General features: G+C 40.1%; 23 protein-coding genes. 17 read left to right on the top strand and 6 right to left on the bottom strand.

Annotation, left to right across the window (positions count from 1 at the left end; translation table 11 throughout):
* Window positions 1-63: 63 nt before the first annotated feature.
* From ubiE to acuI, 5 genes are all read left to right on the top strand, one after another.
* The gene (gene ubiE / locus KO530_RS14325) at window positions 64-906 is read left to right on the top strand and encodes a bifunctional demethylmenaquinone methyltransferase/2-methoxy-6-polyprenyl-1,4-benzoquinol methylase UbiE (RefSeq protein ID WP_216049122.1); all 843 of its coding nucleotides are present in this window, start codon (window positions 64-66) and stop codon (window positions 904-906) included.
* Complete coding sequence (locus KO530_RS14320) at window positions 906-1,547, top strand: ubiquinone biosynthesis accessory factor UbiJ (RefSeq protein WP_216049121.1); 642 nt, start codon at window positions 906-908, stop codon at window positions 1,545-1,547. The genes ubiE and KO530_RS14320 overlap by 1 nt, the downstream gene beginning before the upstream one ends.
* Before the next feature lie 4 nt (window positions 1,548-1,551).
* Window positions 1,552-3,177, top strand: a complete 1,626-nt coding sequence (gene ubiB / locus KO530_RS14315; protein ID WP_216049120.1) for a ubiquinone biosynthesis regulatory protein kinase UbiB — start codon at window positions 1,552-1,554, stop codon at window positions 3,175-3,177.
* 93 nt (window positions 3,178-3,270) lie between these two features.
* Window positions 3,271-3,906, top strand: a complete 636-nt coding sequence (gene acuR / locus KO530_RS14310; protein WP_216049119.1) for an acrylate utilization transcriptional regulator AcuR — start codon at window positions 3,271-3,273, stop codon at window positions 3,904-3,906.
* 56 nt (window positions 3,907-3,962) lie between these two features.
* The gene (gene acuI / locus KO530_RS14305; protein WP_216049118.1) at window positions 3,963-4,940 is read left to right on the top strand and encodes an acrylyl-CoA reductase (NADPH); all 978 of its coding nucleotides are present in this window, start codon (window positions 3,963-3,965) and stop codon (window positions 4,938-4,940) included.
* A gap of 114 nt (window positions 4,941-5,054) precedes the next feature.
* Here acuI and KO530_RS14300 read toward each other — a convergent pair whose 3' ends face one another.
* Complete coding sequence (locus tag KO530_RS14300; RefSeq protein WP_216049117.1) at window positions 5,055-6,017, bottom strand: glutathione S-transferase family protein; 963 nt, start codon at window positions 6,015-6,017, stop codon at window positions 5,055-5,057.
* A gap of 93 nt (window positions 6,018-6,110) precedes the next feature.
* On the bottom strand, window positions 6,111-7,028 hold the full coding sequence (locus tag KO530_RS14295) for a hypothetical protein (protein WP_252729262.1): 918 nt from the start codon (window positions 7,026-7,028) through the stop codon (window positions 6,111-6,113).
* A 118-nt stretch (window positions 7,029-7,146) separates the two neighbouring features.
* On the opposite strand from KO530_RS14295, the gene tatA reads away from it, so the two are divergent.
* The 11 genes from tatA (at window position 7,147) to KO530_RS14240 (ending at window position 16,503) form a co-directional block, all read left to right on the top strand.
* Window positions 7,147-7,398 (top strand): twin-arginine translocase TatA/TatE family subunit, encoded by a 252-nt coding sequence (gene tatA, locus KO530_RS14290; RefSeq protein WP_216049116.1) that lies wholly within the window; start codon window positions 7,147-7,149, stop codon window positions 7,396-7,398.
* Between the two features lie 20 nt (window positions 7,399-7,418).
* Window positions 7,419-7,724 (top strand): Sec-independent protein translocase protein TatB, encoded by a 306-nt coding sequence (gene tatB / locus KO530_RS14285; protein WP_216049115.1) that lies wholly within the window; start codon window positions 7,419-7,421, stop codon window positions 7,722-7,724.
* Window positions 7,725-8,489 (top strand): twin-arginine translocase subunit TatC, encoded by a 765-nt coding sequence (tatC, locus tag KO530_RS14280; RefSeq protein ID WP_216049114.1) that lies wholly within the window; start codon window positions 7,725-7,727, stop codon window positions 8,487-8,489.
* On the top strand, window positions 8,486-9,037 hold the full coding sequence (locus KO530_RS14275) for a hypothetical protein (protein WP_216049113.1): 552 nt from the start codon (window positions 8,486-8,488) through the stop codon (window positions 9,035-9,037). The genes tatC and KO530_RS14275 overlap by 4 nt, the downstream gene beginning before the upstream one ends.
* A gap of 212 nt (window positions 9,038-9,249) precedes the next feature.
* On the top strand, window positions 9,250-10,044 hold the full coding sequence (locus KO530_RS14270; protein WP_216049112.1) for a TatD family hydrolase: 795 nt from the start codon (window positions 9,250-9,252) through the stop codon (window positions 10,042-10,044).
* The gene (locus KO530_RS14265; protein WP_216049111.1) at window positions 10,034-11,932 is read left to right on the top strand and encodes a sensor domain-containing diguanylate cyclase; all 1,899 of its coding nucleotides are present in this window, start codon (window positions 10,034-10,036) and stop codon (window positions 11,930-11,932) included. Before KO530_RS14270 ends, KO530_RS14265 begins: the two co-directional genes overlap by 11 nt.
* Before the next feature lie 24 nt (window positions 11,933-11,956).
* Complete coding sequence (gene hemB, locus KO530_RS14260; RefSeq protein ID WP_216049110.1) at window positions 11,957-12,955, top strand: porphobilinogen synthase; 999 nt, start codon at window positions 11,957-11,959, stop codon at window positions 12,953-12,955.
* Window positions 12,956-13,472: 517 nt separating this feature from the next.
* Complete coding sequence (locus KO530_RS14255; protein WP_216049109.1) at window positions 13,473-13,649, top strand: DUF1328 domain-containing protein; 177 nt, start codon at window positions 13,473-13,475, stop codon at window positions 13,647-13,649.
* A gap of 59 nt (window positions 13,650-13,708) precedes the next feature.
* Complete coding sequence (locus tag KO530_RS14250; RefSeq protein WP_216049108.1) at window positions 13,709-13,903, top strand: hypothetical protein; 195 nt, start codon at window positions 13,709-13,711, stop codon at window positions 13,901-13,903.
* 337 nt (window positions 13,904-14,240) lie between these two features.
* Entirely contained in the window at window positions 14,241-15,560 is a 1,320-nt protein-coding gene (locus KO530_RS14245; protein ID WP_216049107.1) for a DUF2254 domain-containing protein, read from the top strand.
* Between the two features lie 391 nt (window positions 15,561-15,951).
* On the top strand, window positions 15,952-16,503 hold the full coding sequence (locus tag KO530_RS14240; RefSeq protein WP_216049106.1) for a BON domain-containing protein: 552 nt from the start codon (window positions 15,952-15,954) through the stop codon (window positions 16,501-16,503).
* A gap of 52 nt (window positions 16,504-16,555) precedes the next feature.
* Here KO530_RS14240 and KO530_RS14235 read toward each other — a convergent pair whose 3' ends face one another.
* On the bottom strand, window positions 16,556-17,890 hold the full coding sequence (locus tag KO530_RS14235; RefSeq protein WP_216049105.1) for an MATE family efflux transporter: 1,335 nt from the start codon (window positions 17,888-17,890) through the stop codon (window positions 16,556-16,558).
* A 337-nt stretch (window positions 17,891-18,227) separates the two neighbouring features.
* On the opposite strand from KO530_RS14235, the gene KO530_RS14230 reads away from it, so the two are divergent.
* A complete protein-coding gene (locus KO530_RS14230; RefSeq protein WP_216049104.1) occupies window positions 18,228-19,628 on the top strand; it encodes a hypothetical protein in 1,401 nt (466 codons plus the stop codon).
* Window positions 19,629-19,729: 101 nt separating this feature from the next.
* Here the strand turns inward: KO530_RS14230 and KO530_RS14225 are convergent, their stop codons facing one another.
* The 3 genes from KO530_RS14225 to KO530_RS14215 form a co-directional block, all read right to left on the bottom strand.
* Window positions 19,730-21,247 (bottom strand): sensor domain-containing diguanylate cyclase, encoded by a 1,518-nt coding sequence (locus KO530_RS14225; protein ID WP_216049103.1) that lies wholly within the window; start codon window positions 21,245-21,247, stop codon window positions 19,730-19,732.
* Window positions 21,248-21,487: 240 nt separating this feature from the next.
* A complete protein-coding gene (locus tag KO530_RS14220; RefSeq protein WP_216049102.1) occupies window positions 21,488-22,465 on the bottom strand; it encodes a mechanosensitive ion channel family protein in 978 nt (325 codons plus the stop codon).
* Window positions 22,466-22,484: 19 nt separating this feature from the next.
* The gene (locus tag KO530_RS14215) at window positions 22,485-22,970 is read right to left on the bottom strand and encodes a hypothetical protein (RefSeq protein ID WP_216049101.1); all 486 of its coding nucleotides are present in this window, start codon (window positions 22,968-22,970) and stop codon (window positions 22,485-22,487) included.
* Window positions 22,971-23,027 lie beyond the last annotated feature (57 nt).

The following is a 23,027-nucleotide window of genomic DNA, read 5'->3' as shown; positions in this document are numbered from 1 at the left end:
GGTTTAATAGTCATGCATGAAGATTTTCGGTAAACTGATGAGATTAGTTTAAAAGGAAATACCATGAGCAATAGTCACGTCCCTGAGTCTGAAATTGAGACAAACGAAGTGGATCAAGTAAGTGTTGTGTCGACTGCTGAAGATTCGCCAGTCACTCGAGAAGAAGACTCGCAAACTCACTTTGGTTTTAAACAAGTAGACAAAACCGAAAAAGCGTCCATGGTGGCCGATGTATTTCATTCGGTGGCGGCCAAATATGACATTATGAACGACATGATGTCTATGGGGATTCATCGTTTATGGAAACGCTTCACCATCGATTGTAGTGGTGTTAGAGCAGGACATAAGGTCTTAGATCTAGCTGGTGGAACCGGTGATTTAGCCGCAAAGTTTTCTAAAATCGTTGGCGAAACTGGGCAGGTGGTATTAGCCGATATTAACAACGCCATGTTGAAAGTAGGCCGCGATAAACTGCGAAACAAAGGGGTCGTTGGCAATTTAGATTATGTTCAAGCTAATGCCGAAATGTTGCCGTTTCCAGATAACTATTTTGACGTCATTACCATTGCTTTTGGACTGCGTAATGTCACCGACAAAGACAAAGCCTTGGCTTCTATGTACCGTGTATTAAAGCCCGGTGGTCGTTTGTTGGTACTGGAGTTCTCAAAACCGCAAAGTGACATGTTAAGCAAAGCTTATGATCTGTATTCGTTCCACTTATTGCCTAAAATGGGAAAGTTAGTGGCCAATGATAGTGAAAGTTATCAGTACTTGGCAGAGTCAATTCGAATGCATCCTGACCAAGAGACCTTAAAAGGTATGATGGAAGCTGTGGGGTTTGAGCAAACCACATTTCACAATCTAACCGGTGGCATAGTGGCGCTGCACAGAGGGTTCAAATTTTAATGCCTGCAGCCCAATTAGTGTCTTCTGGCATTGAACGTATTTTTAATCATCTACTGAAGCTTGATCCTAGTTCCGTTTTTGCACTCAAAAAAATGGTAGGAAAACAGCTCAGCGTTGATATTCATGAATTACCATGGACGTTAACCTTTAGTTTTTCTGATCAAGTAGATGTATTAGTTGCTATGCCTGATGAAGAGATTAATACTGATTGCCACTTAGCATTGTCGTTGTCCACTTTACAGAAGTTAAAGGACACCAGCCAAATAACCCGTTTGATTCAAAACGGTGAACTTGTGCTAGAAGGTGATGTGGCAATTGCTCAACAGTTTAGTCAGTTAATGACTGAGTTAGATATTGATTGGGAAGAACAGCTATCAAAATATACAGGTGACATGCTAGCGCATAAAACCTTTAGAGCAGGCAAAAAACTCATTCAAACTGCAAAAAGTCAGGCTAATCGGCTAGCTGTTACCTTGGCAGATGCGGCAATTGAAGAAAAGCGCATCGCTGCGCCAGCTATTTTAGTGGTAGATTTTTGTGACCAGGTGAATGAACTGCGCAGTGCTACCGACAGGCTTGCAGCAAAGTTAAGTCGCTTAGAAAACCAATCCAGCACCTCATCAAACAAGCAGAGCAGTTAAACCAATGCGGACTCTTCGCCTATATAAGATTAACAAAGTTCTATTGCAACATGGATTAGATGAATTAATTCCTGAACACTGGCTACCTTGGTATGCCAAGCTGGGCAGGTCTTGTCAATTTTGGTTACGTAACCAGCATCCAGATAAACCGCTAGGGGTGAGAATAAGACTGGCGTTGCAAACCCTAGGTCCGGTATTTATTAAGTTTGGGCAGATGCTGTCGACTCGTCGGGATTTACTGCCTGCTGAAATTGCTGATGAATTGGCTATCTTGCAAGATAAAGTGCAACCTTTTGATAGTGCCGTGGCCGTTGAAATCATTAAACGTGCTTTAAATATCTCTGAATTGAATGAGTTATTTTCAGAGTTTGAAATCACTCCTTTAGCCTCTGCATCCATTGCACAAGTTCATAGCGCAGTATTAAAAAGTAACAACAAAGAAGTGATCGTTAAGGTTATTCGACCAGATATTGCTGGCACTATTCATGCTGATATTGAATTAATGCATTCACTGGCATTTGCAGTACAAAAATTATTGCCCGATGGTAAGCGGTTAAGACCGGTTGAAGTAGTAGATGAATATAGAAAAACCATTGTTGAAGAATTGGATCTAGCAAGAGAAGCGGCAAACGGTATTCAATTGAAACGCAATTTTGATGGCGCTGATTCGTTATATATACCAGAGATATACAGTGATTATTGCTCAACCAATGTGATGGTAATGGAGCGCATTTATGGTATTCCCATTTCCAATATTGAAGCATTGGAAGCTCAGAATACCAATATGAAGCTTTTAGCTGAACGAGGTGTCGAAGTTTTCTTTACCCAAGTGTTTCGTGATAGTTTCTTTCATGCAGATATGCATCCAGGAAACATTTTTGTTTCAAAAATGCACCCAGAAAACCCACAATATATCGCTATTGATTTTGGTATCGTGGGTACGTTAAATAGAGACGATAAGCGCTATTTAGCTGAGAATTTTATTGCGTTTTTCAATCGTGATTATCGTAAGGTTGCAGAATTGCACGTGGATTCTGGCTGGGTCCCTGCAGATACCGATATTGAAGCCTTTGAGGTGTCTATTCGCACTGTATGTGAGCCTATTTTTCAGAAACCTTTGGCGGAAATTTCTTTTAGTAATGTGTTGTTGCAGCTATTTAACACTGCTCGGCGGTTCAATATGGTAGTGCAGCCGCAATTGGTGTTACTGCAAAAAACCTTACTTTATGTGGAAGGTTTAGGACGCTTGCTTTATCCCCAGTTAGACCTTTGGCAGACGGCAAAGCCCTTTTTGGAGCAGTGGATGAAAGACCAGATTGGCTTTGTGGCTATGTTTAAAAAAATTAATGCTAACTTACCATTTTGGTCAGAAAAGTTACCTGAAATTCCTGATCTGATCTATGACAGTTTAAAACAAGTTAAACAACTTCCTGCGCTACAACAAAAACATTTTGAACAGCAGCAATTACAGCAACGTCGGGCTCAAAAAAACTTATTTTATGTGCTCACTGGCTCCACACTGATTATTTTGTCCGGTCTCTTGCCGCTTTACATAAATAGCTTTATTCCCAGTGTTTTAATGGCGGGAAGTGGTTTGGGTGCTTGGATTTATGCGTGGTTTAGGCACTAGTATCGGCTCGATATTAACTCCTTATTTTTAATTAGATCGCCTTATTTAAAACTATTTTTGCATTTTACTAGACGGTCGGTCTATTATATACCTATGAACACATCAAAAATACCAATTCCCAAGCGCGGAAGACCACCTAAGGTGGCACGTGAAAATCAGGATACGCGAGCTGAATTAATCCGCAGTGGCGTAGAGCTTTTAACTGAGCAAGGCTTTTTCGCCTCGGGTATTGATAAAATACTAAAAAAAGTAGGCGTACCTAAAGGTTCTTTTTATCATTATTTTGCTAGTAAAGAAGTGTTTGGGCGTGCAGTTATAGAAAGTTATGCAAGTTACTTTGCCAAGAAGTTAGACAGCCACCTGTTAAATAGCGATATCGATCCTATTCAACGAATATCCAATTTTGTTGAAGACGCTAAATCAGGTATGCAAAAACATCAGTACAAACGGGGTTGTTTAGTCGGAAACCTTGGACAAGAAGTCGATGTTTTGCCAGAAAGCTATCGACAATTGCTACTCAATATTTTCACTGACTGGCAAGCTCGCATAGAAGCTTGTTTATTAGAAGCCCAGCAGCAAAAATTGATTTCTGCTAAGGCAAATTGTCAGCTTCAAGCCGAGTTTTTTTGGGTGGGCTGGGAAGGTGCCGTGAGTCGGGCTAGATTAGTACAAGATGCCGAACCCCTTAACAACTTTTTATCACAATTTATTGCGGGATTACCTAGATAGTATTTAGGTATTCGTTTTAACTATTTATAGACGATTGGTCTATATTCGGAGGCTATATGTTTCAAGGTATATTAATTAACAAAGACGACAACGGATATCAGGTTGAATTGAAAGAGCTTGATGACAGCATTCTGCCGGAAGGTGACGTTACTATTAAAGTGACTCATAGCACCTTGAACTATAAAGATGGTTTGGCCATAACGGGCAAAAGTCCAGTTGTTCGTAAGTTTCCTATGGTACCAGGAATTGATTTGGCGGGCACGGTTGAGCACTCTGAGACCGATAAATTTAAAGTTGGCGATAAAGTATTGCTAAACGGCTTCGGAGTCGGGGAAGTGCATTGTGGCGGTCTAGCGCAAAAAGCACGACTTAAAAGTGAATGGCTAATTCCTTTGCCTGAGGCTTTTACTGCTAGCCAAGCTATGGCTATAGGTACTGCTGGTTACACGGCGATGCTTTGTGTTATTGCTCTTGAAAAAAATGGTGTGACGCCAGACAAAGGCGATATTTTGGTCACCGGTGCTAATGGTGGGGTGGGAAGTTTTGCAATCACTTTGCTAGCGAAATTGGGCTATCAGGTGGTCGCTTCAACAGGCCGCCCTGAACAGGCAGATTATTTGAAAAAGCTCGGAGCCAGTGAGATCATCGACCGAGCATCTTTATCTGAAGCAGGCCGTCCCCTTGGAAAAGAAAGATGGGCTGGGGCCGTTGATTCAGTGGGAAGCCATACCCTAGCAAATATCTGTGCCGGTCTTAAGTATGGTGGAACCGTGGCTGCGTGTGGTTTAGCCCAAGGTATGGATTTTCCAGCATCAGTCGCACCATTTATCTTACGCGGGATTACCCTTGCGGGGATTGATAGTGTAATGCGTCCGTTAGAAGATCGTATTGAAGCATGGCAACGCCTAGGTGAATTACTCGATCCAACGACATTAGATGATATTGCGAACAATATAACCTTAAGTGACGTAATAGAGACCGCGAAAGAACTGCTGAATGGCAAGGTTCGTGGAAGAGTGGTAGTAACTCTTTAGGTTTGATTGCGAGAATAGCGCTGAGTTTAAATAGCGGCGCTATTCTCTTATTCCCTGTAAACAACTTTGTAATTTGCTCAATTTCCTTGAGTTCTGATGTTGCATGTAATTGACTTACACTAACAAATCACGATTGTGAGGTTTGTTTAGTTCCATTATCGGACCCGCGGGAATAATCTGGGTTGGATTATACTGGGTGTGGCTAAAATAATAATGTCGTTTAATATGCACAAAATTGACTGTGTCTGCTACTTGAGGGTATTGGTATAACTCACGCAAATAGCCTGAAAGATTTGGATAATCAGCTATGCGGCGGATATTACATTTGAAATGCCCAACATAAACGGGATCAAATCTAATTAAAGTAGTAAACAAGCGCCAATCAGCCTCTGTAATTTGCTGACCTACTAAATATCGTTGTTTAGATAGTCGTTTATCGAGCCAATCTAAGGTTTCAAATAATGGAATAACGGCGTCTTCATAGGCCATTTGATTAGTGGCAAAGCCAGCTTTGTAAACACCATTGTTTACAGTGTTGTATACCCTTTCGTTTACTTCATCAATTTCAACGCGCAAATTCTCAGGGTAAAAATCAATCTGGTTATTTGTCAGTGAATTAAACTGAGAATTGAAAATTCGAATTATTTCAGCAGATTCGTTATTAACAATTGAATTGTTTTTTTTATCCCACAACACCGGAATTGTCACCCGGCTCGTGATATCAGCTTGGGCTTTGGTATATACCTGATGCATAAAATCAAAATTAAATAATTTATCCCCTGTTGCATCTGGAAAGTCAGAAAATTCCCAACCATTTTCTAACATGTCTGGGGCCACCACTGATACATCAATATGAGGCTCTAAGCCCTTTAATTTTCGGAAAATAAGTGTTCGGTGTGCCCATGGACAAGCTAATGCAACGTATAAGTGGTAACGACCGGACTCGGGTTTAAACTTTGCATCTGCTTTGATTGATATTTGGTTTCTGAATTTAGAAGCTTGTCTTTCAAATTTGCCACCACTTGATTCAGTGTCGTACCACTGGTCGACCCACTTTCCATCCACTAACAATCCCATGTATCCCCCTTTTATATATGTTGAACGGTTTCATCAAACATATAAGGTACGATTTATTTAAAAAAGTAGCGCACTTTTGTTGCGAAATCAGGGTTAACGTTCGCCAAAATACCCTTCAATTCGCAAAGCGATGCCATAGGATGCTGAAAACTGTTCATCTCTACGCCACAACACAAAAGGTTCAACTTCGTAAAATAACCAACTTCTATCGGTTTGTTTACGTAATTTAACACTGACCAAATATTCTTCTAATCGATAATTTGGCCGAGTTATACCTTCGATGTAATAACCGTAGATGACAGCACTCGAATCATCAAGTTGTTTGAAACCCTGCCAACTATGCTGCCATAACCAATCATTAGTTTTGTCTCTATATTCAAAGCGATTGTGATATCTAAGTAGTAAGTTTTTTGAATAGTCGTAGTTGAAGGTAAGACTGAAGGAGGTACCTAATTTATCTCGGTTATAATAGTAGATTGATGCGTCGTAGCGCATTTCCACTGAATCACTCAGACCTATGGCATCTCGGTATCTAGACTTCGCGTAGTATTGAAATCTGCGACCAAAACCGATTCGATGGGAAAGTCCGCTATCAGGTGACACCTTGTAACGTAGCGCTAAGTTAAAACTATCTTCACGAGCAAATTCACCACTTCCGCTGCTGGCGACTCGGTCGTCTTGCTCTTCGTCAAAATCAGTAAGTATCAAATCAACGCGATTTTTTAGGTTAGGTAGCTTTACTCTGACCTTCAAACGCGCCTCAAATTCCTCTAAATTTCGAGACCGAGGCTCTATTCCGAGTCGAAGACGCACTTCGCCAAGTGCTTTTTGGTCTTCTTGAAGGTTTTCATTTGCAAAAAAATTATCAAACCATTGTGCCGTGTCTAATACCGACTCGGAAATATTTTTATGCATAGAATCAAGCCACACGTCCTGCTCTTCTTGGGCTACAGCGGCATTGCTAAAATGTAAAATTAGAAAGAATAATGCAACAATTCTTAAATTAGGCAAACTTATTGCTCCAAATTGGGTCTATAAATCATGCTCTTTTTTTATCTATGTATCAAATCCAGTGACGTTTCAATTTAGCTACGTATAATAGCCTTACTAAATTTATAGGAGTTTTCAAATGGGTAATATTGGTTGGGCGCAATTGTTGATTGTTTTGGTTATCGTTTTATTGTTGTTCGGAACCAAAAAATTACGTTCTTTAGGTGGTGATTTGGGTTCTGCTGTTAAAGGTTTCAAGAAAGCAATATCAGATAAAGATGCTGATTTCGAAGAAGACACAGCGAAAAAAACTGAAGAAAAGATTGAATCCAAAGAACAAAATGTCCAGCAACAAAATGAAGCTGAAAAGCAACCGCAAAAAACTGAATAGTCGAAAAGAAAAGCTAGCTTATGTTTGATATCGGGTTCTTAGAAATACTGGTTGTGGGTGTGCTCGCTTTATTAGTGCTTGGCCCTGAACGGCTGCCTGGAGCAATGCGCAGTGTGGCGAAAACATTTCGCAGTGTGCGCTCCATGGCTTCGGGTTTTAAACAGGAAGTAGAAGAGCAGTTACGGGTTCATGAATTGCATGAAAACCTCAAAAAAGCAGAGCAGCAAGGTCTAGAAAATTTATCTCCGGATCTGCAAAAAACAGTTGATGAACTGAAAGCATCCGCAGCATCTGTCAATAAGCCTTACGATAAAGATAAATCTTAAATGTCTGATCCTAATAGTTTTATTTCTCATTTAATTGAATTGCGAAGCCGCTTGCTCAAAGCGGTTTTGAGCATACTAGTGGTATTCGTACCTTTAGCGTTTTTTGCTCAAGATTTGTATCATTTGTTGGCCACGCCGTTGTTGAACGCAATGCCTGATAATTCCCAAATGATTGCAACTGATGTTGGGGCGCCATTTTTTGCGCCTTTTAAACTGACGTTAGTATTGTCATTTTTTCTAGCAATACCCTTTGTGCTTTATCAAATTTGGGGATTTATTGCACCAGGGCTTTATCGCAACGAGAAAAAATTGATCGCGCCTCTTTTGCTTTCAAGCACACTGCTTTTTTACGCTGGAATTGCCTTTGCCTATTTTGTGGTCTTCCCGGTCATATTTGCGTTTTTCGCAGGTATAGAAATTAACGGTGTTGCATTCACAACGGACATTAGTAGTTATCTTACCTTTGTATTGAAGTTGTTTTTTGCCTTTGGACTCGCCTTCGAAATTCCGGTAGCGGTGATTCTGATGTGTTGGGCTGGAATTACCGATGCAGCCTCGCTAAGGGCGAAAAGGCCGTATGTCATAGTGGGTGTGTTTGTTGTGGGGATGTTGTTGACACCGCCCGACATAATCTCGCAATCGTTATTAGCTGTTCCCATGTGGATACTATTTGAAATAGGAATTATTATTGGGGCGTTATATACACCAAAAGCAGATGACGAAGACGAACAACAAGAAAAAGAAAAAAATCAGGAAGTATCATGAAGAAATTAATTATATTGTTTTTGTCAGTTTGTGTTTATGTCACTACTGTGTCAGCACAAGCTGAAACCGTTGGTGAGGCTCTTAAAAACTGTGGACAAGTTCAAAATAGTTTAAAGCGCCTAGTTTGTTATGACAAAATCGTCAATCAATTAAACCGTTACGGCGGGTTGCAGGACTTGATGCAAGTGCCGGCACCTTTACCTGCAAATAATCAGTTAGCAGCGCAAAATTCTGAGCAAAATATTGTACTAGAAGCTAAGCCTGAAAACGCAACGAAAAGTCAGCGTAATGCTGAATTTGGTAGGCAAGCAAAGCTGCCTGAAGATACCGATGATAAAATCTATGCAACTGTGGTTGAAGTCACTAAAGATGGCCTTAAACGGGCTGTTTTCAAATTAGACAATGGACATATTTGGCGTGAACAGGAAGCCACTAATTTTAAAGTGAAGGTCAATGAAGTAATTTATATAGAACGCGGTGCACTAGGTTCCTATCATTTAGGAAAAGATAGTCAAAATCGCCGTATTAGAGTGAAGCGTATTAACTAACCTCACAGCGAAGCAAGTTACCCTGAGGTTATGCACACTAGGGTAAATCCTTGTGATACATTAATGGGCTATAGTATTTAAATTATAAAATTGTGCCTAGCCCATGAATTATGGGGATAAACAAGATGTTTCAAGGAGTGTTCTCTTAATGAGCAGTATAGAAAGACCGATCAAGGTTGTTGGTTGCATAATGCTGAGTCAGGCCTACTAGTTTGACCCACTGGTTTGATATAGGCATAAACTTACCGGATAAGCGTTTAGTGTTTCCGGATGCTATTGACCATGCCCTTAATAATGACGTAACTGGTATTTTACTCATTGGTACTGATATCCAGCAAAGCCAAGAAGCGCTTTCGATAGCCCAACAATTTCCAAACAATTTGGTTACCAGTGCGGGTATTCACCCGCACTATGCAAAAGATGCCGCCCCCGACTTTATCCAACAACTCAAAAACCTAGCGACTAACCAAAAGGTTGTTGCTATTGGCGAATGTGGATTGGATTTCAATCGTAATTTCTCGCCAGCACAGACACAATTGCGGGTATTTGAGCAACAGTTGGAATTAGCTTGCGAATTACAGTTGCCGGTTTATTTGCACGAACGAGACGCATTTGCTGAACAAATCGCCCTGTTAAAAGCCTATTCCCCCAAATTATCGGGGGCTGTGGTCCATTGTTTTACTGGCAGCCTCGCTCAAATGGAAGCCTATTTAGAGTTAGGTTTCTACATTGGTGTTACAGGCTGGGTTTGTGACCCTAAGCGTGGTGAATCTTTGCGTGAAGCCGTATTAAAATTACCATCACAACGAATGCTTTTGGAAACAGACTCTCCTTATTTATTTCCTAAAACGCTAAAGGCAAAGTCCCGTAACAATCAACCCGCTCATATTCCGCACATTGCTGAATTTATTGCAAATTTACGTAATCAGGAGCTACAGGACTTGAAGCAAAACTGTTGGCAAAATACTATGGATTTATTTGCAGTAGGCGCAAGTTTTGAACATTAATAAAAATTCTGTGGGCGTCCACAAAACTTGGTTTATTGGCCTAATTATACTGTTTGGATTAATCAGTATTTTGTCCATCGCAAAACTAGGTTCTACAAACAACTATTTACTCGATATAAATCAAGGCACCCTTTATCTTGAGGACCCCACGAACTCTCTTACTATAGAGAAGTTGCGAAAATATCAAAATTCACAGTGGAATCAAGAAAGCTCAGACTTTTTAGTGTATGGAATGAGCAAAACGCCGTATTGGTTTAAGTTTTTTCTGCCCAACAACCTTAGTGAAAATCCAAAATTAATTGAAATCGACTACGTCATGCTCGACAAAGTCGATATATGGTTTTTTAGTAATGGAAAATTGATTTCGGAATACCACGAAGGTGACAGTTATCCGTTTAATTCCCGTCAGATAAAAAATGAAAAGTTACTCTTTCCTGTACCAAATTCGGAGAAACGAATTTCAGCCATTGTCAAAGTGCAGACAAGTGGCACTGTGAAATTGCCGCTGCGTGTTTGGGAAGAAAAAGAGTATTTGATTTACAATGGTGAGCAAAATTTACTATTGGGACTGTTTTTCGGTTTTATGCTGGCAATGGCCCTGAGTAATTTATTCTTTTATGTTTCAACCAAAAAGCCCAGCTTCCTAAGTTATAGTTTATACGTGGTATCGATTGCACTAACTCTTGCTACGTTGCACGGTATTGGATTTAAATATATATGGCCAGATTGGGTATGGCTACAAAGTCGCAGCGTGGGCATTTTCGCCACCCTCACCATTTTATTCGCATGCATATGTACACGACAGTTACTGGAAGTTTACAAACATAGTAGAACCTTAGATCAATTATTGAAATATTCAGTGTGGTGGCTTCTGTTATCCGTTTTTGCGAGCTTAAGCATTCCTTACTATTACTACATTATGTATTTCCTTGTGATCTTATGTTTCGCATCTATTTTGGTGTTTGTGGTTTCACTATTAATGATGTTACGGGGAGTTAAACTCGCACGTTTGTATCTGCTTGCTTGGTCGGTTTTACTTGTTTCTGGCGTTTTAGCAGGACTAGAAAGCGCAAATCTACTCGAGATAGATGTGCCAGCACAATATTTTGTTATGTTAGGTGCGGCCATTGAAACCTTTATGTTGGCTTTTGTTTTAGTTATTTCGTACTCCATTCAGCGCGAGGAGCAATATCAGAGTCAGGAACTCGCTTTGCTTGAAGAACGTATGGCCCGAGAAGCGCAAGAGGAAGCACTTAAACTAAAAGAGCAAGCCCAGCAGAGTTTAGAATATAACGTTCAGGAGCGTACCCTAGAGCTCGAAATAGCACTGCGGGAGTTGTCTGAAACAAACAATGAGCTAGAACAGCAAACCCGTACCGATAGTCTGACCGGTATTCGCAACCGTAAACACTTTGATAAAAAATTCCAAGCAGAGGCTCGACGCTGTCGCCGCGAGCGCTCTGATCTATCCTTAATCATGCTGGACATAGATCATTTTAAGAATATTAATGACACTTATGGTCATGTTGCCGGTGACGAAGTAATTAAAAATGTGGCTAACATTTTAAAACAGAATTTAAAACGCACAACTGATGATGCCTGTCGCTACGGTGGAGAGGAGTTCGCTCTTATATTGCCGAATACTGATTTTGAAGGTGCTAAAGCATTGGCACAAAGACTCCGAGAAATCATTGAAAACACCGTTACCGAAGTTGATGAATTACAACTCAAAGTCACCATTAGTGCTGGCGTTGCTTCTACTATCGTGAGCGGTGTAGAGGATGAAAAAAATCTTTTAGAGAGTGCCGATAAGGCTTTGTATCAGGCGAAACGAGATGGCCGAAACCGGGTGAGAAGTATACATTTACACGCCCGCGATATTGTATAAATAACTAAAGAGGTAAATATTTCTATGTTCGATCAAAAGTTTCCTGCCAACCGTATGAGAAGAATGCGCAAACACAGTTTCACCCGGGAGATGATGGCAGAAAATACCCTAACTGCGAAGGATTTGATTTACCCCATGTTTGTTGTTGAAGGCACACAGCAACGAGTTGCGGTCCCCTCTATGCCAGGTGTAGAGCGTCTATCTATTGATTTATTGGTGGAAGAAGCTAAAGAATTGGTCGACCTAGGAATACCCGCTATCGCTATTTTTCCCGTGACTCCCCTCGATATTAAATCGGATTGTGCGAGCGAGGCATTTAACCCTGAAGGTTTAGCACAGCGAGCGGTAAGAGCAATAAAACAGAATGTTGCTGATATTGCGGTGATTACCGATGTCGCACTCGACCCTTTTACCTCTCACGGACAAGATGGTTTGATTGATGAGTCAGGTTATGTCTTAAATGATGAAACCTGTGAAGTATTGATGAAACAGGCTTTATCACACGCGGAAGCTGGCGCAGATATCGTTGCTCCTTCAGATATGATGGATGGACGTATTGGAATGATTAGGCAAGCCCTAGAACAGCATGGCTATATTAATACTTGTATCATGGCTTATTCCGCTAAATACGCGTCAAACTACTATGGCCCTTTTCGTGATGCAGTCGGTTCAGCTGGCAATATTAAAGGGGGAAATAAGCATAGTTATCAGATGGATCCTGCTAATTCCGATGAAGCGCTTCACGAGATCGCACTTGATTTAAAAGAAGGTGCAGATATGGTGATGGTTAAACCAGGTATGCCGTATTTAGATATAGTTCGGCGTTGCAAAGATACCTTTCAAGTTCCCACTTTTGTTTATCAAGTTAGTGGTGAGTACGCGATGCACAAAGCTGCATTTGAAAATGGGTGGTTAAATGAAGAAGCCGTAATCATGGAATCTTTGGTGGCATTCAAACGTGCTGGAGCAAACGGCATTTTGACCTACTTTGCAAAGCAAGCCGCGCAAATACTGGCAAGGTAATTATTCGCCGGTTTGCTAATCGCGCCATATTCCAGATACGGCAAGGTTTGCATCTAATATCGAAGTTACATAGCCAAGCATAGTTAACCTTAATTGTGCTTGGCTTAAACTCTTCCCCCTCTTTGGGCAATGACGCTCACACTTTAATATGAAACTAAGATTAGTTCGGATAGCTAGCCGTTTATGCAGCGAAATACTTCGTTGACTAGTGCTCACCGCTATCAATTAAATACTGCTTTGACCTATGTCAAAAGAACTAAGCATGACAGCCAACCTAAATTTAAGCGTTTATAGTCAAGCAATATCAGCTCAACCAAGCAAATACAGAACAATCACATTGTAGATGTGAAAAAGTTTCTAGATTCAGTGTACTTTTTGCAAATTAAACTCAACGTTGAAGGTGTAGGGATTATTTAGAGTTATTGTTTTTATTTATATATCAATGACTTACTTTGTTGTTCGATGTTGGCACGTAATGCGCATTAAGAATATCGAACACAAACAAAAGGAGAATATCATGTTGAGCTGGGCACTAACATTTTTGGTTATCGCAATTATTGCAGCTGTATTTGGTTTTGGTGGAATTGCAGGTACTGCAGCTGGTATCGCTAAAATCATCTTTTTTGTTTTCGTAGTTTTACTGGTGATTTCACTCGTAGCCAATGCCGTACGCGGTAAAGGTCCGAAAGTATAGAGAACTCGATCATCACGCTAAATGAACTTTATAAAAATTCATAATTAATGGAGATACACATGAAAAATTTTAAACATACTTTACAAATCTTACTAATCGCTGGTTCAGTATTCGCTCTAGCCGCTTGTGAGCAAGGTCCTGCAGAGGACGCTGGTGAGAAAGTTGATGAAATGGTAACAGACGCAGGTAATGCGCTAGAAGATGCTTGCGAAGACGTTAAAGAAGGCGTTAAAGCAGAAGACAAAGACTGTTAATAAATGTCAACCCGAAGCGCTTTCACGCAGAATAAAAGGGCTCAATGAGCCCTTTTTTATTTTCAGATGAGGTGATTTATGGACTTTAAAATAATTATTATCGCAATTGTCATCAGTGTAGGATTTTTTGTGACATCTACCGGACTAGCAGGTGGCAGTCCAATCTACACATTCTTGGCTTCCTTTGGTCTATTTATGATTATACTGGTAGTTAGCATGCTACTTTTTGCCAAGAAAAGATCGAAAAAATAAATTGATTTAGTAACCTCACTCGATGCACGAAAGTGAGGTTACTTCATGTTTGCTTGGCGGTGGCGGTTACAATAAGGATGTATGAATGAAAAACCTAGCCAGATTAGATAAACTGTTTGACTCAATAAAGACTAGTTTCTGGTTTGTCCCGCTACTTATGGTTGTGACATCGATTACTTCAGCTTGGTTAATGGTATGGATTGATCATGCTCAAGCTTGGGGGGCTTTAGATTGGTTACCTTTCCTCTATCAAACCGATCAGAGCACGCTTCTTTCATTACTTAATACCATCGCCGCTTCAATGATAACGGTTACTAGTATCGCGTTTTCAATAACAATTGTTACCTTAACCTTAGCATCTTCTCAGTTTGGTCCGCGCTTGATTCGTAATTTTATGGACGACAGAGGAACCCAAGTCGTACTAGGAACTTTCATTTCAATCTTCTCATACTGCGTAGTACTAATTTACTCCATGAGTCTGGATTCAAATCAAGGCATCAAAATGGGCTTGGCTATTATTTGGTGTCTACTGGCCACATTATTTAGTGTCATTGTTCTCATCTATTTTATTCATCATGTAGCCCGTTCAATTCAAGCTGATAACGTCATTAATGAATTGTGTGAGGAAATAAACCACGCAATAGAACCGTTATTTTGTAATGAGCAAACCTCTGTTTTACAGAATAAGGCGGACAGCAGCTTTTCTTATACCTTGTCAGTGAAAGCGAAGCAAAGTGGCTATTTGCAACTTTTAAGTAATGATAAGTTACTTGATGTCGCCACTGAGCATGATGTTTTAATCGAGTTGAATTGGCGACCCGGCGATCTGATTAACCAAAGCACGGAACTGGCTAGCGTGAAGAGTCTGACGCCCATTACAAGTGACTTAAATAACGCGGTAAATGAATGTTGTGTCATCGGCAGTAATAGAACACCGATTCAAGATCCTGAATATGCGATACACCAAATGGTAGAAATCGCGGTACGCGCGCTATCTCCAGGGGTTAATGATCCCTATACGGCGATAACCTGCGTTGATAAATTGTGTTTAGTGCTATGTAACTTATCCAATCAAAAGTTGCACGCCGGACAATATTTTGATCAAAGTGGCCGATTAAGATTATCTCGCAAACCTTATGATTTTGTGGGGTTAGCGAACTCTGCATTTGATCAGATTCGTCAATATGCTGTCGGCTCTGTGGCGGTGACAATTCGGCTACTTGAGAGTCTAGAACGTATTGCATTGGTATCAGATAAGATCGACGTCCATAGGGTGATTCAACGTCAACTGCATGCTATTGAGCAAGGCAAAGAAAGCGCACAATACACTGAAAAAGACACAAAGGATTTTGTCAAAATAGCACAAAATGTTAAAACTCTTCTAACTGTTGAAACTTTGAATTAGATCTTGTAGAGCAACTAGAATAAACCATTTAGTGAAATGCTTAGGTGATGATCTGTATCACTGCTCTACAAGGTCACTGTCGTTAAATCTGCTACATACTAATAACCTACAGCTTCCATAAACTTCAGCGCTAAGTAGCGCTGAAGTTTATTTTACAAGCCTGCAAATACCGCCCCGCAAAATCTCTAATTGCCAATATCGAATACTTCTAATCAGTGAAAAATTTGCTTGCGCTTAAAGCTGTAGAAATTACATTTGAGTATTTCGAAAATACATACTCCTTTTACGCTATGAACATGGGAATTATTTAATTTATATAAAAAACAATGAGTTATAAGTTGGCATCGAATTGGCATTAGCTAAAGTGTCTAAACAAAAAGGAGAGACTGATATGAAACGTACTACTTGTTCACTAATTATAGCCGCTGCTTTAACAACTGCTTCAATGAGTGCTAACGCAGAAAACGAATGGTCAGATAAAGCAAAAGATGCATGGATTGACGGTAAAGCTGAAACAACTTTATTATTCAATGGCAACCTAGATTCTTTCGACATTAATACTGACGTAAATGATGGCGTGATTGTCCTAACCGGTAAAGTTGATACCGATGTGGATAAAGCGTTAGCAGAAGAGTTAATGTTGTCACTTGAAGGTGTAGAAGAGGTTGATAATCAATTAACCGTTATCAAAGATGAAGATGATTCTGACACCGCCCAAATAATGCAAACCCTGAAAGACTCAAAAGTGGAGTCTGTGGTTAAAACCCGTTTACTATTCGAATCTGAAGTCAGTGGTACTGACATTGAAGTTGAAGTTGAAAACGGTGTGGTGACCCTAACAGGTACGCTAGACTCAAACGCTGAACGTGATTTAGCGGTAACTATTGCCGAGAATACAGACGACGTGAAAAACGTTGTTTCTAATCTTACAATTGGCAAATAGTATTCACTAAAGTCTACAATTTGATAATTCCAAAGCGCCTTCGGGCGCTTTTTTACGTTGTATGTAAGCGTTTTATATAAAATTCTTTGTATCGATAAAAGGGGATAACTTTAAGTAACTCTTCAATTGGGATCATCGCAAATGCCCAAAAAATTGACACCTCGAAGTATAGAATCAGTAAAGCACAAATTGGCAAAGCAACAGCCCATTGGGTGATAAAGTGAATTTTCAGGACAAGATTACTGTTTCCCAGTGCGCGCAAGATGTTTCCTGCAACCGTATTGTAGGCTCTTATAATCGGCAGCACGATATATAAAGGAGCTATTACCATCAACGCAGTTTGTACCTCAGCTTCAATATCTGGGTAAATAAAATGAATATTTTGGCTGAGTAGTAAAAATATGGCAGCGATAAAAAGCGATATGATCATTCCCACTTTGGTACATTTAGAGATAAAGGTTTTGTGCTCTTTGCTACCCCTTTGTCCTAGTGCCTGACTTATACTGATTGCCGAAGCTTGCGCCCAAGCATTAGGAAATTGGGTGCCTGACCGGACCCAGGGGAAGATCAAAGTGATTGCAACGAATGCAAATAAATCTAATTGAGCAAATAACAGTTGATAAACGGTGGCGCCAACATAAAGCACAAAAAAATTCGCGGCGATAGGATAAATTTCGGCAAATTGTGGGCCAATTTCTGTTAGAAATGGCCTATTTTTGGGGTAAGTGAGGTCGACTTTGTTATCCAGTTTCAGGGCTAAATAAAGGAAGCTAGCCCTTAAAAATATCGATATTAAACTTCCCCAAGCGGCGCCTTCTACACCTAGACCTTTATAATCAGCGAATCCATTAATCAACACATAACTCAATAGTGCGTTGACGGGCAACTCAATCATAAAGCCTTTAAGCGGTACCATAGTATTGCCAATGCCATTACAAAATGCAGTACACACTTGAGTGTATGCGGTCAGCAAAACAATATACTTAGTAATTGAAATATAAGATTCGGTGAGTTCTGCAAGTTCGGGGTTGTCGGTAATTCCAGCCACTATATCGGAACTGAAAAAGGTCAAAATAAATATAAAAATCAATGATGTAGATATATTTATAACTAAGCCTGACCAATAGGCAATGGCTAATTCTGCTTGGCTTTTTGAACCAAATGCTCTGCCAACCAGCAGCTGTATGCCATTACCAATAGCTATTTCTATGCCCAACACAAACGCCACTATGGTCGTTGCAATGCCCATAGCGGCCACGGGCAATTCGCCCAAGGGAGCAACGAGCAGGGTATCAATCATCAACATGGATTGAACGAGCAAGGCATTAAAAGCTAAGGGCCACGCAAGTGCAAAGTTTCTTTTAATTTGCGAATTGGAATTTATCAATGGATTATCTTTATTAAAAACGCGCCACAATAATTAAAGGTTGTGGACTCATTTGACTCGAGTGAAATGTAAATCGAGCCATTTTTGATGGATACAGCGATATTACGAATAACATTATTCTACATAGCAAACTATTATGTAACAAAGGAATTTACAAGGGAATAACTAAGGCGAGCGCGATTCATAACGGAATCATTGCTAAGGCTAGCCTGAAAGTACCTGTTTTATGTTTAATTCGACTGAAATAGGTGGCTCTTTACGGCTTCAGAATATCAAATATTGAATAGCGAAAAATAGCTTAATGTTTATACTATTGTAATTAACAGGAGGGAATCTTATGGCGACTACAAAAAAACAAGCAGTAGTACTGGTTCATGGTATTGGTGAGCAAAGGCCAATGGAAACGGTCAGAGAATTTGTTAAATCGGTTTGGGTAAAAGACAGCAACATTGAAAATACTCGGTTTTGGAATAAACCTAGTGAGGTGTCAGGTTCTTTTGAACATCGCCGGCTTACTACAGATTATGCCACTATAAAAAATAATGCCGAGAAAAAAACCACATCTAGAGTGGATTTCTACGAATATTATTGGGCGCATCATACCGTCGGCACTACGCTGGAACATTTACGTGGTTGGGTCTTTTCGATGCTAAGACGCAAACCAAGTGATTATCCCTCGGCGTTAAAACCCATGATTTATTTATTGTGGGGCTTAATCTTTACGATTTTATTAATTTTGATTTCCATTGGCTTTTTTGAACCCACAGAAAAAGGGCAGGGAGGAGCCAGTCTGCATGGAATCTATGAAAGTTATATTAGTCCTATTTTGCTTTTTGTGCTGAGTATTGCAGTGGCTAAAATTGTCAGTTATTTGGGCGACGTCGCACGATACATTACTGCTACGCCATCGAATATTAAGGTAAGAAAAGAGATCCGTGATGGCGGTGTTAAATTGCTGGAAAGTATCGCTCAAACTGGGAAATACGATCGTATCGTTTTAGTGGGTCATAGCTTAGGTTCCATCATTGCATATGATGTTTTAACCCAATACTGGGCTCGCAAAAACAAGTTTAAAAATGCCGCGGGTGAGTCTCTTCCATTATCTGAAAACGCCTTAAAACTCATTCATGCCATGGAAGAAATGGATCATCAGCCTAAAGTTGAAGAGTACCGCAAACTCCAGTACCAGCTGTTTGAGCAACTAAAGCTAGACAGCGAAGCCCATGGTGAAGCATCTGGGATGTCGCAGTGGCTGGTGTCCGACTTGGTAACCTTGGGCAGTCCCTTAACCTATGCAGATTTTTTATTGTTCGATAATAAAATGGACTTTGTTGATAGGAAGTTAGATCGTGAATACCCAACTTCTCCGCCGGTGAAGGAAAATGAGCATTACTACTATCAAACTACAGACGCCAAGTTTTTGCATCATGGTGCCGTGTTTAGTTTGGTTCGATGGACTAATATTTATTCAAAGCCCTTCAACATTTTCTGTGGTGACCTTATATCAGGCCCAGTGAGTAGAGCTTTTTCAAATCCGCAAATTTCCAAAGATTTGGTGTCTGAAGAACAACCGGCTTCGCCTATTTTAGATATTGACGTGGAGGCTGCGTATCCTAAGCGAAATCCACGGTTATTTACGCACACAAATTATTGGCGATGGCACGACAATTTCGACCGCGATGGAGCACCAGACCACATCTTAAAACTCCGTGAAAGCCTGGGATTGGTGGATTGGTAGTGATACGGGAATAAGCAGGCAGTCGCTGTCGTTATCGCCTAATTGAGCACATGGGCTACATGTGACTTAATGTTGAGCATGATTTAGGATTAAAATCATGCTCATTTGTCAGCACTGTAATAATGGACTTTATTGCGGCCTTGGGTTTTAGCTCGATACATTGCTTGATCAGCATTCCTGAATAATGCCTCAATACTTTGTGCGTCAGTAGGAAATAACGCAATCCCAATACTGGCAGTACAATAAACATCTTTGCCTTGAATATTGTATGCTTCAGCCAGTGCGCTAGATAGCTTTTTACCCGCACTTTCGATGTCTTTAGGTGCAGACGTACCAATAAATACCACAATAAACTCATCGCCACCTAAGCGAGCCGCTATATCATTGTTTCTTATGCATTTTGTTATCCGTTTTGAACATTCTCTCAACACTGTATCGCCAGCTTCATGGCCCAATGTATCGTTAACATTTTTAAAGTTATCTAGATCCAACATCGCAATAGCTAATTGTTTTTTATCACGTTGCGCGTTGGCAATAGCGCTGCTTAAATGTTCATGCAATAAATTGCGATTAGGTAAGTTTGTTAAGCTGTCATAATGTGCCTGCTGCCATATGATTTTATCTGCTTTTTGTCGTTCAATTGCAATACGTGCGAGATTAACAAATTGCTCTATGAGTTTGAATTCATCGGCTGTAGGAGTGGATATTTCACGAAAATAAATGGAAAAAGTGCCTAGTACGTTTCCTTGGTTACCAATTATCGGTTCAGACCAACAAGCCGCCAGCCCTGCTTTTTGTGCAATGTCTGCCCAAGCTTTCCAATTGGGATGGGTTGCGATATCAGAAACGACAACACGTTTACCTGTAAAAGCAGCTTCTCCGCATGATCCGACTCCTGGAGCATTAGCTAGACCGTCAATGGCTTCATTGAAAAAATCTGGCAATCTAGGCGCTGCACCTAGAGTCAGTTTTTTGCCTTCTTTGTCGAGTAATAAAATACTGCATACGGCATGTGGAATTTCATTCTCAATAGCTTGTGTAATTGCTGATAATACTTTAGATAATTTATTGGATTTGACGATCAACTCGAGAATATTATTGTGAAGTTGGTTTATTTTGTCTTTTGCTGATAATTGACGATTTTTATTTTGCATAAAAACGGAGAATGTTAACGAAAAAATATTCGTTACTATAAACGCACCGATAATACGAGGCAGGGTAAAACTGTCAAATTGCTGATAGGTTAGTAAGCACGCAACCGTTACTAAAAGGAAATTAAATAAGCTAGCGGCTATGGTTGGTAATAAATAGAAACTGGCTATGATGATTGGGAAAATCCAATATATTAATCCAGCCCCTTTAAAATAAATGCCCAACAAAATGGTAACTTGAGCAACAACCGCGAATAACCCCCTGAATAACTTAATTCTACTAGTAAACCATACGCCAAGAAAAATAGTAAAGATACCGCCAACCGCGACCAGATCCACCAGAATATGAGCGCGATCGTCAGCCAAAAGACTAATCATCAGGAAAGGGAATAATATTAGGGTTGCGGAGGCCGTAATAGCTAACAGGATTTTATCTTCTAAAGTCCGGTCTTCGATTTTTAATGCCATGCTAGATTAATATCCTATTCATGAAATCACCTCTTTGCGATATTTTACAGATAAAAGATAAAAATGAACGAGTATTTAACACGATAGTGAATAACGTTAGCATAAATTCAATAGGTAGATGCTTTGAAGAATACTTTGATGGTTAAAAGCCAGCTAATTTTACTTAGCTGGCGGTAGGTCGATTTATCGATTAATCCACTGCAAAATTACATCAATCGGACTTTTAATCTTGCCCAATAATTATTCTGAATCCGGATTTGAATCCTCGGCTGACTGAGAAGCCGACTCTGAGCCTTGTTCAGGATTTTCGTTACTGTCTTTTCTGTGCCGATCGCTCAGCATTGTATTCAGTTTCTCGCCACCTTTGGCGCCAAAATCCAGAGTTCTGATTGGAAACGGGATTAAAATATCTGAGGCTTCTAAAGCTTTTTTAATTTCCACAACCGCTTTGTGTCTGGCTTGCATAAATCCCGTTTCTCCTGGATATCTAATCCAAAACCAAACCAGTAGATCAACACTACTTGCACCAAAGCCCTTAGCGAACACGTCTGTTTCTTCCTTATTTATCACAAAATCACACTGATTAATTACCTCGACTATTGCCTTAACTGCTTGTTCGGGATCATCGGCGTAGGATATGCCAACAGGAACTTCTATTCGCCGTCTTCCTGTAGCAGAATAATTAGTGAGTATGTTTCGAAACAGAATTTTGTTAGGAATGACTTCAATTTGACCGAAAAAGGTCTCAACTAAGGTGTTTCGCAGATTTATGGTTTGCACAGTACCAAATACTTTATCTGCTTCTATCACATCACCAATTTGGAACGGTTTTCTTATCCCCATGGCAATACCTGCAATTAGGTTTTCTGCCATATCTTGGAACGCAAAACCTAGCGCCAAACCTACGATTCCAGCCCCTGCCAACAATGACGTCACTGTGCCGGTCAATCCAAGGAAGTCTAAAGCTATAAAGAGTCCTGCAATTAGCACCATTACTTTAATAATGGATGCTAGTAAGTCAGCTATCTGTCTTGACTCTAAGGTTCTTCGCAGTACATTTCGAACCGCTCTACCCACAAACTTAGCGATAAGGCCAAAAACAATGGCGAGTAGTATGGCCACTACAAAATTAGGTAAATGTTTGATTCCAGATTCCAGCCACCCTTCAAGCTTGTCGTGAATTAATGTCCAAAATTTATCTATTTCAATAAGTTCCATATTCAATACTTCCCATTTTCTATGAGGTTTGGTTATCTGAAATTGAATGTGTTAGGTCCGTTAACTTTTGGTAAGTCACGATTATTTGCGCGACTACTTTTGAAATAGCGCCTTTAACTTCAAGTTCACTTGTTGCGTCGATCGCGTTATTTAATTCTGCTAAATGCTGTTCTTCAACTTCAATCAAATGCTTAAGTAGGTCTGGGGGATTTAATTTGACCTGCTTGCTCAAAATATTATGATAATAGTCTTCTATGGAAGTAGAAGTCATGGTTTCTTGTTCGGATAATTGATAGCGGTCTTGGGCAATTTCGACAAGTTCAGGTATCTGTTTGAAATAGCTTTTCGCCATGTCAAAACAGACTTGTTTAATGGCATAGTGTTTAATGTTTTGACCTATAAGGTTATAAAAATCACCACCTAATCGGCACATTTGAATTACCGCTTTGAGAAGCGTCCGGTTGGCTTCTAACCTATCTTCTTTATTATTGTTAACCATTGACATTCTGAGCTCCTTAGTGAATCTTTACCTTAAATTTAGGTGCGCATGTGTTCTTTGTTT

Origin of the sequence: Aliiglaciecola lipolytica, from assembly GCF_018860635.1 — a bacterium.
Taxonomy (GTDB): Bacteria; Pseudomonadota; Gammaproteobacteria; order Enterobacterales; family Alteromonadaceae; genus Aliiglaciecola; species Aliiglaciecola lipolytica_A.
The sequence above is the reverse complement of the archived record's forward strand: the minus strand, read 5'-3'. Positions and strand labels throughout refer to the sequence as shown.

Bases quoted from the DNA above. Each gene is read 5' to 3' on its own strand.
- KO530_RS14320 (WP_216049121.1), top strand. From the start codon at position 906: ATGCCTGCAGCCCAATTAGTGTCTTCTGGCATTGAACGTATTTTTAAT.
- acuI (WP_216049118.1), top strand. From the start codon at position 3,963: ATGTTTCAAGGTATATTAATTAACAAAGACGACAACGGATATCAGGTT.
- KO530_RS14245 (WP_216049107.1), top strand. From the start codon at position 14,241: ATGAAAAACCTAGCCAGATTAGATAAACTGTTTGACTCAATAAAGACT.
- KO530_RS14250 (WP_216049108.1), top strand. From the start codon at position 13,709: ATGAAAAATTTTAAACATACTTTACAAATCTTACTAATCGCTGGTTCA.
- hemB (WP_216049110.1), top strand. From the start codon at position 11,957: ATGTTCGATCAAAAGTTTCCTGCCAACCGTATGAGAAGAATGCGCAAA.
- KO530_RS14300 (WP_216049117.1), bottom strand. From the start codon at position 6,017: ATGGGATTGTTAGTGGATGGAAAGTGGGTCGACCAGTGGTACGACACT.
- tatC (WP_216049114.1), top strand. From the start codon at position 7,725: ATGTCTGATCCTAATAGTTTTATTTCTCATTTAATTGAATTGCGAAGC.
- KO530_RS14275 (WP_216049113.1), top strand. From the start codon at position 8,486: ATGAAGAAATTAATTATATTGTTTTTGTCAGTTTGTGTTTATGTCACT.
- KO530_RS14215 (WP_216049101.1), bottom strand. From the start codon at position 22,970: ATGTCAATGGTTAACAATAATAAAGAAGATAGGTTAGAAGCCAACCGG.
- KO530_RS14255 (WP_216049109.1), top strand. From the start codon at position 13,473: ATGTTGAGCTGGGCACTAACATTTTTGGTTATCGCAATTATTGCAGCT.
- ubiE (WP_216049122.1), top strand. From the start codon at position 64: ATGAGCAATAGTCACGTCCCTGAGTCTGAAATTGAGACAAACGAAGTG.
- KO530_RS14240 (WP_216049106.1), top strand. From the start codon at position 15,952: ATGAAACGTACTACTTGTTCACTAATTATAGCCGCTGCTTTAACAACT.
- KO530_RS14230 (WP_216049104.1), top strand. From the start codon at position 18,228: ATGGCGACTACAAAAAAACAAGCAGTAGTACTGGTTCATGGTATTGGT.
- tatA (WP_216049116.1), top strand. From the start codon at position 7,147: ATGGGTAATATTGGTTGGGCGCAATTGTTGATTGTTTTGGTTATCGTT.
- acuR (WP_216049119.1), top strand. From the start codon at position 3,271: ATGAACACATCAAAAATACCAATTCCCAAGCGCGGAAGACCACCTAAG.
- ubiB (WP_216049120.1), top strand. From the start codon at position 1,552: ATGCGGACTCTTCGCCTATATAAGATTAACAAAGTTCTATTGCAACAT.
- KO530_RS14225 (WP_216049103.1), bottom strand. From the start codon at position 21,247: ATGGCATTAAAAATCGAAGACCGGACTTTAGAAGATAAAATCCTGTTA.
- tatB (WP_216049115.1), top strand. From the start codon at position 7,419: ATGTTTGATATCGGGTTCTTAGAAATACTGGTTGTGGGTGTGCTCGCT.
- KO530_RS14220 (WP_216049102.1), bottom strand. From the start codon at position 22,465: ATGGAACTTATTGAAATAGATAAATTTTGGACATTAATTCACGACAAG.